This is a genomic window from Bacillus sp. FSL W7-1582, assembly GCF_038593325.1.
GTDB lineage: Bacteria > Bacillota > Bacilli > Bacillales > Bacillaceae > Bacillus > Bacillus altitudinis.
This window is the reverse complement of the sequence record NZ_CP151987.1, coordinates 2,227,319-2,241,297: the sequence shown is the minus strand read 5'-3', so window position 1 is coordinate 2,241,297 and position 13,979 is coordinate 2,227,319. Positions and strand designations below refer to the sequence as shown.

The following is a 13,979-nucleotide window of genomic DNA, read 5'->3' as shown; positions in this document are numbered from 1 at the left end:
GACTAGTCTTTTGAATGAAACATGATATGCAAAGGGGAGAAAGGTATGAAAAAGTGGATGAAAATGTCTGGGAGTATTCTTTACGCGCTGGTCTTCACGATGATGATTGTGTGTATTATTGTCGTGTTGTCATCAAGAACAACAGGAGGAGATCCTCAGATTTTTGGTTATGAGTTCAAGCAAGTATTATCTGGATCAATGGAACCGGAATTTTCGACTGGTTCATTGATTGTCGTGAAACATGTCACCTCACCTGAAGCACTCAAAAAAGGGGATATTATTACGTTTCAAACGAAGCAAGACCAATCCTTTGTGACTCACCGCATTGTTGGGGTGAAAGGAAAAGGAGTAAATAAAGCCTTTGAGACAAAAGGAGACCACAATATGTATCAAGACGGCACGCTCGTCAAAGCGAATCAAGTGACTGCGCAGTATACGGGAGTGAACATTCCTTATGCAGGAAAGCTTCTTTCGTATGCAGGAACTTCTGCTGGGACCGCTCTTTTGCTCATCATTCCAGGGGTGATGCTGCTTGTTTATTCAACCATTCATTTTGTTGGTGCTGCCAAACATCGAAGACATACGGCTGAGTTACATATGTCAGAGGAACAAGCATAAATTTTCGTTTGTAACCTAAATCAGGTTTCAATAAAACAATTTATTAGGGGGTTCAATCATGGCAATGAAAAAATCAATTCGTTTAGGTGTTTTATCGGGAGCATTAGGTCTTGCTTTAATTGGAGGGGGAACGTGGGCTGCATTTAATGATGTTGAGACGGCAAACGCGGTCTACTCTACAGGAGAGCTGAATCTATCTGCAAAAGAGAATTCCGGCGCCATCAACCTTGCGAACATAAAACCCGGTGACCGTATAAAGAAGGAATTTAATTTTGAAAATAAAGGGTCTCTTGCAATTAATCAAGTCCTGATGAGTCTTGATTACAGCCAATTTCAAGATGGAACATCAGCGAAAAATGGCGGGAAGAATACAGCTGAAGAATTCCTCAGCCAATTTCAGGTGAGTGTTCTAACGGTTGGAGCCGAAGGTGGGAATGGATACCCGAAAAATATTATTTTAGACCATGCAAACCTGCTTGACCTGCATTTATTAACGTCAAAGCAGGATCAGACCGCATTTGAAAAGCTTCGTCATGCCGTCGATGAGAAGTTTTTACATGAAAGTGGTAAAATTAATGTTGCCACCGTTGATGGGTCAACAGCTCCAGAGTATGACGGCATTCCAAAGAATCCGTTTGATTACGATAAAATGGAAATGATCATTGAATTTGTCAATGACCAGACGAAGGATAAAGCGGGTCACTATATCCAAAATAAATACCAAGGCGATGCGATTCAAATTGATCTTTCCTTCGAAGCGACTCAGTGGAATGGTTTAACGATCAATCCAAAAAAGCATACGGATGAAAAAGGCTACGTGAAAGAAAACGAAAAAGCACACAGCGAAGATAAAAAATAAAGTCAGTCTTTAGACTGATAACAAGATCTGCATAGCAATTGGAGGAGTATGCGCTAAAACATGCGCATTACTCCTCTTCTTGCTTTTTTTCCAGATTTGATAATCTAAAAATTCACGAAATTGCTTTTTCGAAACCCCTGATGTCATTGCATCTCGAACTAGTTTTTCCCATTCACTATCTAATTGACCATCGTATTCGGTTTCATCATTTTCGTTTAACAGTGTATGAACCGAGACGTCCAGAACAGCGGAGACTTTTTCAAGAAATTGAATGGAGGGGTTTGTTTGCAAGTTTCTTTCTATTGAACTTAAATAAGACTTCGCTACCCCAGCCTTTTCGGCCAGTTCTGATAGTGAGTAGCCTTTTTCATTGCGGTATTGTTTAATACGCTGGCCAATCAATGTCATCACCTTCCTTTCGATATTATAGCACATTCAGAAAGGTTTGATAGAATGACTTCTTGCCATAGGGGGAGACTCAGAGGACTTTTTGCGTGATTTGAGAAAATGACGGACTTCTTCAACTGTTAGTCCTGCTTTGCGCGCTTCGCGTAATAATTGAACCCATTCACTGTCTAATAACTTCGTTTTCTTTTCCATACAAATACCCTCCTAAAATACTGAATCGTGTATTTCAGGCACTTAACGCATGAAATGGAAAAACACAGGTGATAAGACCTCATAGATTGCTTGCGTCATGTTTCCGCCCAATACAAACAGACAAACGTTGCTTTTGATTGATCGAAAATTTGATATCACATGAAAGGGAGGGAGACTCGCTAAGTCAGCCTCCTCTTTTTTGCTGTAAGTAAAAAAGTCCGCCATTTTCAATCGTAAGACTGATTTTTGGTTCGTATAAAGTTTTAAGTGCTTGTCTTTCTATTTCATATTCTACAGATGTGTCTGAAGTCCCTTCATAAAATTGGTTTAAAAGTTTCGAGTCTTCTTTCCACTTTTGAACAGCTCTTACCGCCCAATCATCCGGCTCTTCATTGGCATAACGTTCCATCAGGCTGTAAAGCCGTTTGACGCCGCTCTCTGGCTTAATCATCGTACTCATTGTGAAGCAATAATCAGGAATTTGAGACGATAGCTCACGTGCTTCTAGCTTCTCTTGAAATTGTTCGATGACTTCTCCGCGTATTAGATGAAGTCCAAGAGACAGCAGTTTATCTTTTTTACGGTCTGCCAGATAGGATATTTTGACATTGAGACCAAGCCACGGCTCCAGTGCGATCTGGCTGTTTGTGAGCGGTCTGACTTTTTCGTACAGCCGAATAAAACGGCCTTGCTGTTTCACAGCCTCGAATATTTGGAATAAACGAGGGGAGCCGAAGTGGACAAATTCTCCTTCGACCGAGTCATCAGCTTTTTTTTGATCGGTGATCAAAGTCAATTGCCGCGGCTCAGGTACGCCTCCCGTTTTTTCGAGCCAATGCCAATAAAAAGGGCGGTTCATGATCAATTTATCCATTTCGATTGTCAGTTGTACGGTCAGGTGCCCTGCACTTTCTTCAAGTATGTCGCATTGATTTGCCTGAAAGAAACGGAGAAGAAATGTGTGAATCTCGCGCTGCTCCATTGGTCAACTCTCCTTTATGAACCTTGCTGTCTTTCTTCTAAAAGCGGTGTTTGTGCTTCTGTTAAATAGGAAGCAAATTGGGTTAATTTCTTTTTCATGTCTACGTCAGACTCGTGCTGGAAGAGAATTTGATGCAATTCTGTTTCAGCATCTTGGATATCAATTCGGGTTAAAATATCATCTAGATCGCCAATGACGTTTTCAAACAGCTGAATTTTTTCATATAAAAGTTTTAAAATATGTTCTTCGACTGTCCCGCTAGTTGCCATATTGTAAATGTGGACATCCCGCTCTTGACCGAGCCGGTGAATACGTCCAATTCTTTGTTCCAAGCGCATTGGGTTCCACGGAAGGTCGTAGTTGATGATTTGGTTGCAAAACTGAAGGTTGATCCCCTCGCCGCCTGCTTCTGTCGCGATGAGCACTTTCGCCCGCTCTCTAAATAAATCTTTCATCCAGTCTTTTTTACTCCGTTTAAACCCGCCTCGAAAAGGGACCGAACTGATGCCGTTTTGCTGGAGAAACCATTGTAAATAAATTTGTGTCGCACGGTATTCAGTGAAAATAATGACTTTTTCATTTAATTGCTGAATGAGTTTAACGACTTCAAGTGCTTTAGAATTTTGTTCTACCTGGTTGATTTTCTCCATGATTTGCATCATAGCAGAAGCGCCTAGAATGTGTTTTTCCTCTTCTTGCATTTTTTTGATGGTCATATAGACGGCCTCACGGCTCGAACAGCATTCTCGTTCTAAGGTCATAATTGAAAACATGTGCTTCGTATAGGAAGGGTTTTCTTTTAACTTACAAATTTCATCATATAATGCTTGTTCTGTTGGGGAGAAATCAATAGAAATTGTCTTCACATGACGCTTTGACCACTCGATGCCAGTGTCTTGTCTCCGGTTCCGAATCATGACTTTATTGACTAACTGTTTTAACCGGTCATGGTCTTCAAGTTGAAGATCTTTTTTGGCAAAGAGGTCTTTAAATTGTGTTTCATTACCTAAATGGCCTGGCTTCAACAGCGAGACGAGATTAAAAATTTCTCCTATCCGATTTTGGATAGGTGTGGCTGTGAGCAGTAGGCAGAACTTTTTATTCAAATTTCTCACAAACTCATAGTTTTTCGTTTTATTGTTTTTCAGTTTGTGTGCTTCATCAATAATGACCATATCGTAGGAGATGGATAAGATCGTGTCTCGATGCGGCTGTCTTTTGGCTGTATCAATTGAGGAAACCACAACATCGCACTGCTCCCACACATAGCTCTTCTTTTGCTCGACAGCATCTATGTAAAATTTCGTCCGCAGTTCTTGTACCCATTGGGACACAAGGGAGGCGGGTACGAGAATGAGAATCTTTTTGGCAAGTCCGCGAATCATGTATTCTTTGATAATCAGTCCTGCTTCAACGGTTTTTCCAAGACCCACTTCATCTGCTAAAATGGCTTTCCCATTCATCTCTTCTACGACTCTTCTAGCGACTTCGAGCTGGTGTTTTAAAGGAGTAAATGCAGGCAGGTGCGCAGGTGCTTGCAGTCCTTCAAATGAATCAATGGCTGTCACTTTTTGTACCTGTGCTGCTAAACGGTACATATCCCAATTCGCCCAGGGACCGTCTGCTGTAAGCCGCTTTTGAAATTCACTTGCCCATTTTTGATCAAATATCGTTTGAATATTCAATGTGACCGCCTGCCTTTCTGGTAGAGTGATGATAAAATCGTTCTGTTTTTAAACGCTTCATTTTTTGATAGCGATTTAAAAGATGTTATATATCAATAAAAGCGAACGATAATGAATGATTATTTTAAAAATGTTAATGATTTTTCTGTTGCTCTTCATCCATTTCTAATGGTAGGATGTTGGTAAGTGATCTAGAGAATAAGTCACCCATTTTGATAGTATGTCCAATAAAGGTGAAGAATATGAGCGGATGATGGTATGGGGAGAGACCTAGCGGTTATTTTGCACTGACAGGCGCCGAAGGAGCAAGCTGAATTGGTTCAGTGAATCTCTCAGGCAAAAGTACTCTTACCGGACGCAACTCTGGAGAGTGTTTGCGCAGCGATTTTTAGCAAACCACCAAAGGGGAAAACGCACAATGATGTTGTGCTGTAAACTTTCAGGTGCAAGGACAGAGACTTCTTTTTGATAAAAGGGAGCGCTCTGTCCTTTTTTGCTGTGATTTTTTTCTGAAAATTCAGCTTGTGATGTGCACTGTAAGAAAAAAGGGGGAAACGATTGATGTTGAAACGAACACCGCTTTTTCATGCGTATGAAACGTTTGGCGCAAAAACCATTGACTTCGGGGGCTGGGAATTACCTGTCCAATTTTCTTCCATTAAAGAAGAACATGAAGCTGTTCGAACAAAAGCAGGGCTGTTTGACGTGTCTCACATGGGTGAGGTGGAAGTCACAGGTCAGGGAGCCCTTCCTTTTTTACAAAGGTTATTAACCAATGATCTGTCAAAGCTGACAGACGGTAAGGCACTATATACAGCCATGTGTTATGAAGATGGCGGAACGGTGGATGATCTGCTCGTCTACCAAAAAGAAAAGAACAACTATTTACTTGTGATCAATGCTTCAAATATTGAAAAAGATGTGGATTGGCTGCTTAAACATCAAGGTGAGGAAGACGTTTCGATTAAAAATGTCTCTGATCAAACCGCCTTGTTAGCCCTTCAAGGACCTCTTGCTGATGACATCATCAAAGATGTTGCGGATGAAGAGGTAACGTCATTGAAGCCATTTACGTTTTTATCAAAAGCAATCATTGCGCAAAAAGAGGTGCTTGTATCAAGAACCGGCTACACAGGAGAAGATGGCTTTGAAATCTACTGCCAGTCAGAAGATGCTGTTCACCTTTGGACCGCTTTATTAGAAGCCGGACAGCCGAAAGGACTGATCCCATGTGGACTCGGTGCACGTGACACCTTAAGATTTGAAGCAAGACTCCCGCTTTATGGCCAAGAGCTCACGAAGGATATTTCTCCTTTAGAAGGCGGCATTGGTTTTGCTGTTAAAACGGATAAAGAAGCAGATTTTATCGGAAAAGATGCACTTAAAAAACAAAAAGAAGAAGGACCAAAGCGAAAGCTTGTCGGGATTGAAATGATAGATAAGGGGATTCCGCGGACAGACTATCCAGTCTTCTCAGGAGATAAGCAGATTGGTTTAGTCACAACCGGTACACAATCTCCAACATTAAAGAAAAATATTGGGCTTGCCTTGATTGAAACATCAGAGGCGCAGCTTGGGACAGAAGTGGAAGTGCAAGTTCGCAAAAAACGTCTAAAAGCCAAAATTGTCGCCACACCATTTTATAAAAGAGCCAAATAACGAGGAGGAATAGAGGATGAAGCACAGGTATTTGCCGCAAACAGAGCAAGATCAAAAAGAAATGCTGGATGTCATCGGTGTTCAGTCAATTGATGAGCTTTTCTCAGATATCCCAGAGAAAGTCAGATTCAAAGGTGCGTACAACATTAAAGAAGCCGCATCAGAAACAGAGCTAGTGCGGGAATTGTCTCGTCTTGCTGCAAAAAATAAAGATACAGTGGCCTATGCCTCGTTTTTAGGTGCTGGTGTGTATGATCATTACCAGCCTGTGATTGTCGACCATGTGATTTCACGTTCTGAATTTTATACAGCGTACACACCTTATCAGCCTGAAATTTCTCAAGGTGAATTGCAAGCAATCTTTGAATTTCAAACAATGATTGCTGAGCTGACCGGTATGGATCTTGCCAACTCCTCGATGTATGATGGCGGAACGGCATTAGCTGAAGCGGCGATGCTGGCTGCAGGACATACAAAGAAGAAAAAGGTTGTGGTCTCTGAAACGGTTCATCCTGAATCAAGAGCGGTGCTGAAAACATATGCGAAAGGACAGCATATTGAAGTCGTCGAGGTACCTGCGCGAAAAGGTCAGACCGATCTAGCTGCATTAGAAGAAGCTGTCTGCGAGGAAACAGCAGCGGTCCTTGTACAATACCCAAACTTCTTCGGTGTTGTTGAACCGTTAAAAGACATTGAACCGATTGCACATAAAGGGAAAAGTTTATTCATCGTCTCAAGCAACCCGCTTGCACTTGGTTTACTGACACCTCCAGGAAAGCTTGGGGCAGATATTGTCGTTGGTGATGCGCAGCCATTTGGCATTCCAGCTGCATTTGGCGGACCTCATTGTGGATATTTTGCTGTGACGAAAAAATTAATGCGGAAAGTGCCGGGGCGTTTAGTCGGGCAAACAGAAGACGAGAACGGTGTGCGAGGATTTGTGCTGACCCTTCAAGCGCGCGAGCAGCATATCCGAAGAGACAAAGCGACTTCAAATATTTGTTCGAACCAAGCATTAAATGCGTTAGCCGCTTCTGTTGCGATGACGGCGCTTGGGAAAACAGGTATCAAAGACATTGCCTATCAAAACGTACAAAAGGCCCATTATGCCAAGACGCAGGCAGAAAAACATGGGTTACAGGCTGAAATAGAGGGCGCTCATTTTAATGAATTTGTGTTGAAACTGAATGAACCTGTGAAAGAAGCGAATGAGCGATTGCTTGAAAAAGGAATCATCGGTGGATATGACTTGGGACGGGATTATCCAGAGCTTCAGCAGCATATGCTTGTCGCTGTGACAGAACTAAGAACAAAAGAAGAAATTGATACGTTCATCAAGGAATTGGGGGATCGTCATGAATAAACAAGATCAGCCGCTTATTTTTGAATTATCCAAAGAAGGAAGAATTGGTTACAGCCTGCCTGATTTAGACGTACCTGAGGAGAAGCTCCCAGATTTATTTGATGAAGCGTATATCCGCCATGAAGATGCGGAGCTGCCAGAGGTTTCTGAACTGGATATTATGCGTCACTACACAGCATTATCTAGGCGTAATCACGGGGTCGATTCTGGCTTTTATCCTCTAGGCTCTTGTACGATGAAATATAATCCAAAGATTAACGAAAAGGTGGCACGTCTTGCAGGCTTCTCGCATGTGCATCCACTTCAAGAGGCAGACACTGTGCAAGGTGCATTGGAGTTGCTTTATGATTTAGGTGACCATTTAGAAGAAATTACAGGAATGGACGCCGTGACATTACAGCCTGCGGCAGGAGCACATGGCGAATGGACGGGGCTCATGATGATTCGTGCATACCATGAAGCAAGAGGAGATCTTAAACGAACAAAAGTCATCGTGCCTGATTCTGCTCATGGAACAAATCCCGCATCTGCAACCGTAGCTGGATTTGAAACGATTACGGTGGCATCTAATGAACATGGGCTTGTCGATTTAGACGACCTGCGCCGTGTTGTCAATGAAGAAACGGCGGCTCTCATGCTCACAAATCCAAATACACTCGGCCTTTTTGAAGAAAATATTTTAGAAATGGCTGAAATCGTCCACGGAGCAGGCGGGAAGCTTTATTATGATGGAGCGAACTTAAATGCTGTATTAAGCAGAGCAAGACCTGGGGATATGGGATTTGATGTGGTTCACTTAAATCTTCATAAAACCTTTACAGGTCCACACGGAGGAGGAGGCCCTGGTTCAGGTCCAGTTGGCGTGAAAAAGGATTTGATTCCATATTTGCCAAAGCCAGTGCTTGTGAAGAAAGAAGATGGTTATTTCTTTGATTACGATCGTCCAGAATCCATCGGCCGTGTGAAACCGTTCTATGGGAACTTTGGTATCAATGTCAGAGCGTATGCGTATATCCGCTCTATGGGACCAGACGGCTTAAAGGCTGTAACTGATCATGCGGTGTTGAATGCAAACTATATGATGCGCCGCTTATGTGTTCATTATGATCTGCCATTTGACCGCCATTGTAAGCATGAATTTGTCCTTTCAGGTAAACGCCAAAAGAAACTAGGTGTGCGGACACTTGATATTGCCAAACGATTACTTGATTTTGGCTATCATCCGCCAACGATTTACTTCCCGCTAAATGTAGAGGAATGTATCATGATTGAACCAACTGAAACAGAATCAAAAGAAACCCTCGATGCATTTATTGAAGCGATGATTCAAATCGCAAAAGAAGCGGAAGAGAACCCAGAAATCGTACAGGAAGCACCACATACAACCGTTGTGAAACGAATGGATGAAACAAAGGCAGCACGGAATCCAGTGCTAGTTTTTGAAAGAAAATAAAAAGACTCATGGGGGCAATAGCTCCCAGAGTCTTTTTTGTTAGTTCTTTGTTTTAATGCGGCCGCCCCATTTTTTAAAGCCGCCCTTTAAATTATAAATCTCACGACAGCCATTTTTACGTAACGTTTGAGCAGCCTTTCCGCTTCTCAAATTATTTTGGCAATAGAGATAAACAGGCTTGTCAGGGCGTATTTCATTTTTGCGCTGCTTTAATTGTGAAAGGGGAATGTTTCTTGCGCCTAAAATATGTCCACCTTCAAACTCATTTGGTTCTCTCACATCAATGAGTTGGGCTTTGCGGTAACCTTTGATAAATTCTGCTTCCGTCAGCGTTTTCATTATGCGCTGCTGATAAATGTAACTGCCGATGGAATAAAGAACGAAAAGTCCACAAAGTGAGAGGACGATATAGTTGAATATTGGCAATACGACTCGACTCCTTCTTGAGCATCAGCACAGTCACCTGTCTGATGGTACGTTTTAGACAAATACTATTATAGTAAAGCAAAAGAAACTTGTCATCATAAATGGTAAGAATTATTTTCAATTCCTTCCCTATTTGATAGACTGATGAAGAGAGAAAATCGGTGGTCACCACCATTATCTAACATTGACTACGTAAAAGAGAAGGGATTTTATATGCAAAAAGAGAAATGGTGTTTCATTGATACAGGAAACCAAGACCCTGCCTTTAACATGGCAATGGACGAGGCCTTGCTTTATTGGCATAGCGAGAAGCTGATCCCGCCTGTGATCCGTTTTTATGGTTGGAATCCAGCGACATTATCTGTTGGATATTTTCAACATGTTGAAAAAGAAATCAACATGGAAGCGGTTGAGCGCTATGGTCTTGGATTTGTTCGCAGGCCTACAGGAGGCCGCGGCGTTCTTCATGATCAGGAATTGACCTACAGTGTCATCGTGTCAGAAGAGCACCCAGAGATGCCGGCGACGGTGACAGAGGCATACCGCGTCATTTCAGAAGGGATTTTAGAGGGCTTTAAAGAACTGGGACTCGATGCGTATTTTGCCATTCCTCGTACAGAAAAAGAAAAAGAAAGCTTAAAAAATCCAAGATCGTCTGTATGTTTTGATGCGCCTTCATGGTACGAGCTTGTTGTAGAAGGCAGAAAAGTAGCAGGCAGTGCGCAAACAAGGCAAAAAGGTGTGATCCTCCAGCATGGCTCGATTTTAATTGATCTTGATGAGGATAAATTGTTTGATTTATTTCTGTATCCAAATGACCGGGTGAGAGAGCGGATGCAGCGCAGCTTTAAAAACAAAGCGGTGGCGATCAATGAAATTTCAGATCGAACATGTACGATAGACGATGCGCGTGTTGCATTTAAACGAGGGTTTGAAAAAGGATTAAATATCGAGCTTGTGCCTTATGAGCTGACAGATGAAGAGTTGGCATTTGTTCATCACCTCGCCAAAACGAAATACGCCACAGATGATTGGAATTACAAGCGTTAAGACGAAGGACTCTTCTTGTTTTTTAATGGGCGATGGTGTAGAATTGTTATGATTATTAAGTAAAGGTGCATTTTGGAGGGGTTTTATGACTACACCTAGTATGGAAGATTATATTGAACAAATTTATATGCTGATAGAAGAAAAAGGATATGCAAGAGTATCTGATATTGCAGAAGCCCTCGCTGTCCATCCCTCCTCTGTAACAAAAATGGTTCAGAAGCTAGATAAAGATGAATACCTCATTTATGAGAAATATCGTGGTCTAATTTTAACCCCGAAAGGCAAAAAAATTGGAAAACGTCTCGTATACAGACATGAACTGCTAGAGCAATTTTTAAGAATCATTGGTGTAGATGAAGAGAAAATTTATGATGATGTAGAAGGTATTGAGCATCATCTCAGCTGGAACAGCATTGACCGCATCGGCGACCTTGTCCAATTCTTTGAAGAAAACGATGAGCGATCCGTTCAGCTGAAAGCGATTCAAAAGAAAAACGAACAAACAAATCAAGAATCTTAAGAAAAAGGACACCTGTCGAAGGGTGTCCTTTTAAATTGTTGACAAAGGGGTAAAATGTACTTTATTTTAGCTCTTTGTCTTCTTTTCAGCGTGAAAGAAAACCTTTGCAGTCTAAGAAGGACGAGCATCGGAGCGGAGCGAATTTGACATTCGTAAGCACCGGAGCGCAGGACTGACACCGAATGCGAGGGTTTGTCTACACGCTGAAAGGACACCCTTAGCATGGGTGTCCTTTTTGAATATAGTTCTAATGAAAGGCAAATGCTCCTACACTATTAATAGTGTGACAGAAAAGGGGGCTCCTTGATGAAGATAGATGGTGTGTTCTCAGGTGGAGGCATTAAGGGTGCAGCACTTGCAGGCGCCTATGAAGCGCTTGAAGCAAGAGGGTTTCAATTTGTCCGTCTCGCTGGAACAAGTGCGGGAGCGATCATTGCTTCACTCATCGCAGCGGGTTTTACGAGTCAGGAGATTCGGGAGCTGTTAGACGAAATGGATGAGCATCAATTGCTTGATCGAAGGTGTCAATTCATTCCGTTTAAAATGCTCAGGTGGGTGTCTATTTATTGGCGTCTTGGCCTTTACAAAGGTGACCGTCTAGAAAAATGGCTGACAGACGTGTTAAAACGAAAAGGCGTCACCGTATTCGGGGATCTGAAAAAAGATACGCTCAAAATCGTCGCTTCTGATTTAACAAATGGCAAAATCCTTGTCCTTCCAGATGACCTTCCTTCCTATGGGTTAAATCCAGAACGGTTTTCTGTCGCCAGAGCCATTCGGATGAGCTGCAGTCTGCCGTATTTTTTCGAACCTGTCAAACTGAGGTCTTCAAAAGGAATTTGTACCATAGTGGATGGCGGCGTGCTCAGCAACTTTCCGATTTGGCTTTTTGCTGAAGAGAAAAAAAGACCGTTTGTCGGTGTCACATTAACCCCAAACGAAAAAGAACGCCCTCAACATTCCATCCGCAATGCGTTTGAACTGTTTGGCGCTCTATTTGAAACGATGCGTGGTGCTCATGACGAAAGACATATTGCCACAAAACACGAACGTCATATTATTTTTATTCCTGTAGAACACGTCATTGCCACTGATTTTCAGCTGATGACAGAAAAGAAAAAGGCGCTCGTCGATCTAGGCAGACAGAAGGCCGAGCAATTTTTAAAGAGCTGGACATTTTAAAATAAGGCGCGATTTTTCTTTTTGTTTTTCTTGCCTTCAATGACTGTCAAATGTGTTTGGCTTTTCTTTTTGAGAAGGACGGGCTTAGACTTGTGGTCAGTCGGCACGCTTCGCAAATGAGTGACCCGGTTTTTCATCTGGCTTTTCGTTTTTGGTTTAGGCTGCTGGTAGCGACGTTTTGATTGTTTGACTGCTTTACGATAAAGATTTCCTTCTGTTCCAGTTCTTCGATTCATCAGCCATCTAAATAAGAAAAATAGAACCGCTCCAACGATCACAACTGATAGCAGCATTGTAAAGAGTCTGCTTGGATTCGTTGTGAGTAAATACACAAATCCCAAAACACCTAAAGCGAAAATAATGGTAAAAGCAGGATGTACTCGGCGATTCATAACTGTCCACCTCCGAAAGAATTTACCGGATTTATAAACTAGATCACTTGATGAGAAGAATCTGATGCTTGTTTCGCAGATGCTTCCTCTAAACGAAGAAGTTCATTAAAACTTGCAATGGCTACCTCGACTTGATCATCAGAGGGTTCTTTTGTTGTGAGCAATTGCAGCCAAAGGCCAGGATAGCCAAGCACTTTAAGCACTGGCACGTCACGGAGTTTGTTTGTGAGCTGAAGCACTTCAAATGAAATGCCCAGAACAACCGGAATAAGCGCCAAGCGATTCAGAACTCTCACCCATAAAGGATCTGTCGGTACGAGTAAATAGACGAACATGCCGACAATGACAGTGAATAAAATAAAGCTGCTGCCGCATCGATAATGCAGGCGAGATTGGCTTTGGACATTTTCCACTGTGATGTCAAGATTCTGTTCATAGCAGTTTATGACTTTATGTTCTGCCCCATGATATTGAAATACCCTTTTAATTAAAGGGGTCATGGAAATAAAGTAAATATAGCCTAATAACAGGATCAATTTAAAGAATGTTTCCACTGCAATTTGTGCGAAGTTTCCAGAAAACACCGGACGCACAAGTTCAGCTAAAAAGACAGGCACTAAAGTAAAGACAAATTTACTAAAAAGAAGAGAGAGAACTCCGATCACAGCAATGCCGAAGATCATTGATAATTTCGAGCTTTTTTGTTCTTTTTCAAGAGAATGATCTTCAGAAGGATCTAAGTCATAGCGCTCGCTGGAGAAGTTTAAGTGCTTACTGCCGTTTGCGCTTGCTTCAACAAGTGCAGCAACACCCCTGACAAAAGGGATTTTCTTAAGAAAGGCGGTTCGTTTATTGGAGGTCCGGGGAAGCTTTAAAAACTCAATCGACTCATCCTTACGCCGAATCGCTGTCACATAGTTCATTTTACCTCCGAACATGACACCTTCCACAACTGCCTGCCCTCCATATGCTGGAGGTTTTGTTTGATTGGACATATTTCATCAACCTGCCTGTTTCCTGTAATTTACATGCATTTCCTTATACCTTTATTGTACAGGAAAAGAGGGGAAATCACTAGCTCACAGGTCGATTATCTACTAGAATTCTATCTACCTCTTTTTAGCCAGTATACCCTGTTATAAAAATTTTACACTCTCGCACGGAAATCCTTTTTTTTCATGACATTTTGG

Annotated in this window: 14 protein-coding genes, 1 pseudogene and 1 riboswitch; of the genes and pseudogenes, 8 read left to right on the top strand and 7 right to left on the bottom strand. The window is 42.0% G+C overall.

Annotation, left to right across the window (positions count from 1 at the left end):
* Positions 1 to 45: 45 nt before the first annotated feature.
* The gene (locus NSQ11_RS11500) at positions 46 to 618 is read left to right on the top strand and encodes a signal peptidase I (protein WP_041091749.1); all 573 of its coding nucleotides are present in this window, start codon (positions 46 to 48) and stop codon (positions 616 to 618) included.
* Between the two features lie 58 nt (positions 619 to 676).
* Complete coding sequence (locus NSQ11_RS11495) at positions 677 to 1,477, top strand: TasA family protein (protein WP_035390805.1); 801 nt, start codon at positions 677 to 679, stop codon at positions 1,475 to 1,477.
* Between the two features lie 75 nt (positions 1,478 to 1,552).
* Here the strand turns inward: NSQ11_RS11495 and NSQ11_RS11490 are convergent.
* From NSQ11_RS11490 to NSQ11_RS11475, 4 genes and pseudogenes are all read right to left on the bottom strand, one after another.
* Positions 1,553 to 1,879 (bottom strand): annotated as a pseudogene (locus NSQ11_RS11490) (helix-turn-helix domain-containing protein); the annotation flags it as partial.
* Between the two features lie 33 nt (positions 1,880 to 1,912).
* Positions 1,913 to 2,077 (bottom strand): anti-repressor SinI family protein, encoded by a 165-nt coding sequence (locus NSQ11_RS11485; RefSeq protein ID WP_080934047.1) that lies wholly within the window; start codon positions 2,075 to 2,077, stop codon positions 1,913 to 1,915.
* A gap of 184 nt (positions 2,078 to 2,261) precedes the next feature.
* Positions 2,262 to 3,059, bottom strand: coding sequence for a YqhG family protein (locus NSQ11_RS11480; RefSeq protein WP_035390802.1), 798 nt, complete (start codon positions 3,057 to 3,059; stop codon positions 2,262 to 2,264).
* 14 nt (positions 3,060 to 3,073) lie between these two features.
* Positions 3,074 to 4,744, bottom strand: coding sequence for an SNF2-related protein (locus NSQ11_RS11475; RefSeq protein ID WP_035390799.1), 1,671 nt, complete (start codon positions 4,742 to 4,744; stop codon positions 3,074 to 3,076).
* A gap of 250 nt (positions 4,745 to 4,994) precedes the next feature.
* Positions 4,995 to 5,102, top strand: a riboswitch (glycine riboswitch).
* A gap of 203 nt (positions 5,103 to 5,305) precedes the next feature.
* Between NSQ11_RS11475 and gcvT the strand changes: the two genes are divergently transcribed.
* The 3 genes from gcvT to gcvPB are packed head-to-tail and all read left to right on the top strand — an operon-like array spanning position 5,306 to position 9,219.
* A complete protein-coding gene (gene gcvT / locus NSQ11_RS11470; protein WP_035390798.1) occupies positions 5,306 to 6,403 on the top strand; it encodes a glycine cleavage system aminomethyltransferase GcvT in 1,098 nt (365 codons plus the stop codon).
* 16 nt (positions 6,404 to 6,419) lie between these two features.
* Positions 6,420 to 7,766: an aminomethyl-transferring glycine dehydrogenase subunit GcvPA gene (gcvPA, locus tag NSQ11_RS11465; protein WP_025207616.1), complete on the top strand. Its 1,347-nt coding sequence runs from the start codon at positions 6,420 to 6,422 to the stop codon at positions 7,764 to 7,766.
* On the top strand, positions 7,759 to 9,219 hold the full coding sequence (gene gcvPB / locus NSQ11_RS11460; protein ID WP_046343959.1) for an aminomethyl-transferring glycine dehydrogenase subunit GcvPB: 1,461 nt from the start codon (positions 7,759 to 7,761) through the stop codon (positions 9,217 to 9,219). The genes gcvPA and gcvPB overlap by 8 nt, the downstream gene beginning before the upstream one ends.
* Positions 9,220 to 9,258: 39 nt before the next feature.
* Here gcvPB and NSQ11_RS11455 read toward each other — a convergent pair whose 3' ends face one another.
* Positions 9,259 to 9,639, bottom strand: a complete 381-nt coding sequence (locus NSQ11_RS11455; RefSeq protein WP_024718853.1) for a rhodanese-like domain-containing protein — start codon at positions 9,637 to 9,639, stop codon at positions 9,259 to 9,261.
* 219 nt (positions 9,640 to 9,858) lie between these two features.
* On the opposite strand from NSQ11_RS11455, the gene NSQ11_RS11450 reads away from it, so the two are divergent.
* The 3 genes from NSQ11_RS11450 (at position 9,859) to NSQ11_RS11440 (ending at position 12,397) form a co-directional block, all read left to right on the top strand.
* Entirely contained in the window at positions 9,859 to 10,695 is an 837-nt protein-coding gene (locus NSQ11_RS11450; protein WP_017357972.1) for a biotin/lipoate A/B protein ligase family protein, read from the top strand.
* A gap of 85 nt (positions 10,696 to 10,780) precedes the next feature.
* Positions 10,781 to 11,215: a transcriptional regulator MntR gene (gene mntR, locus NSQ11_RS11445; protein ID WP_003215946.1), complete on the top strand. Its 435-nt coding sequence runs from the start codon at positions 10,781 to 10,783 to the stop codon at positions 11,213 to 11,215.
* Between the two features lie 306 nt (positions 11,216 to 11,521).
* On the top strand, positions 11,522 to 12,397 hold the full coding sequence (locus NSQ11_RS11440; RefSeq protein WP_008342205.1) for a patatin-like phospholipase family protein: 876 nt from the start codon (positions 11,522 to 11,524) through the stop codon (positions 12,395 to 12,397).
* Here NSQ11_RS11440 and NSQ11_RS11435 read toward each other — a convergent pair.
* Together NSQ11_RS11435 and NSQ11_RS11430 are read right to left on the bottom strand one after the other, a co-directional pair.
* Positions 12,394 to 12,789: an SA1362 family protein gene (locus tag NSQ11_RS11435; RefSeq protein WP_007501201.1), complete on the bottom strand. Its 396-nt coding sequence runs from the start codon at positions 12,787 to 12,789 to the stop codon at positions 12,394 to 12,396. The genes NSQ11_RS11440 and NSQ11_RS11435 overlap by 4 nt on opposite strands.
* Before the next feature lie 38 nt (positions 12,790 to 12,827).
* On the bottom strand, positions 12,828 to 13,784 hold the full coding sequence (locus NSQ11_RS11430) for a DUF1385 domain-containing protein (protein ID WP_046527015.1): 957 nt from the start codon (positions 13,782 to 13,784) through the stop codon (positions 12,828 to 12,830).
* Positions 13,785 to 13,979 lie beyond the last annotated feature (195 nt).

Bases quoted from the DNA above. Each gene is read 5' to 3' on its own strand.
- gcvPA (WP_025207616.1), top strand. From the start codon at position 6,420: ATGAAGCACAGGTATTTGCCGCAAACAGAGCAAGATCAAAAAGAAATG.
- gcvT (WP_035390798.1), top strand. From the start codon at position 5,306: ATGTTGAAACGAACACCGCTTTTTCATGCGTATGAAACGTTTGGCGCA.
- NSQ11_RS11435 (WP_007501201.1), bottom strand. From the start codon at position 12,789: ATGAATCGCCGAGTACATCCTGCTTTTACCATTATTTTCGCTTTAGGT.
- NSQ11_RS11500 (WP_041091749.1), top strand. From the start codon at position 46: ATGAAAAAGTGGATGAAAATGTCTGGGAGTATTCTTTACGCGCTGGTC.
- NSQ11_RS11430 (WP_046527015.1), bottom strand. From the start codon at position 13,784: ATGTCCAATCAAACAAAACCTCCAGCATATGGAGGGCAGGCAGTTGTG.
- mntR (WP_003215946.1), top strand. From the start codon at position 10,781: ATGACTACACCTAGTATGGAAGATTATATTGAACAAATTTATATGCTG.
- NSQ11_RS11450 (WP_017357972.1), top strand. From the start codon at position 9,859: ATGCAAAAAGAGAAATGGTGTTTCATTGATACAGGAAACCAAGACCCT.
- gcvPB (WP_046343959.1), top strand. From the start codon at position 7,759: ATGAATAAACAAGATCAGCCGCTTATTTTTGAATTATCCAAAGAAGGA.
- NSQ11_RS11480 (WP_035390802.1), bottom strand. From the start codon at position 3,059: ATGGAGCAGCGCGAGATTCACACATTTCTTCTCCGTTTCTTTCAGGCA.
- NSQ11_RS11440 (WP_008342205.1), top strand. From the start codon at position 11,522: ATGAAGATAGATGGTGTGTTCTCAGGTGGAGGCATTAAGGGTGCAGCA.
- NSQ11_RS11495 (WP_035390805.1), top strand. From the start codon at position 677: ATGGCAATGAAAAAATCAATTCGTTTAGGTGTTTTATCGGGAGCATTA.
- NSQ11_RS11485 (WP_080934047.1), bottom strand. From the start codon at position 2,077: ATGGAAAAGAAAACGAAGTTATTAGACAGTGAATGGGTTCAATTATTA.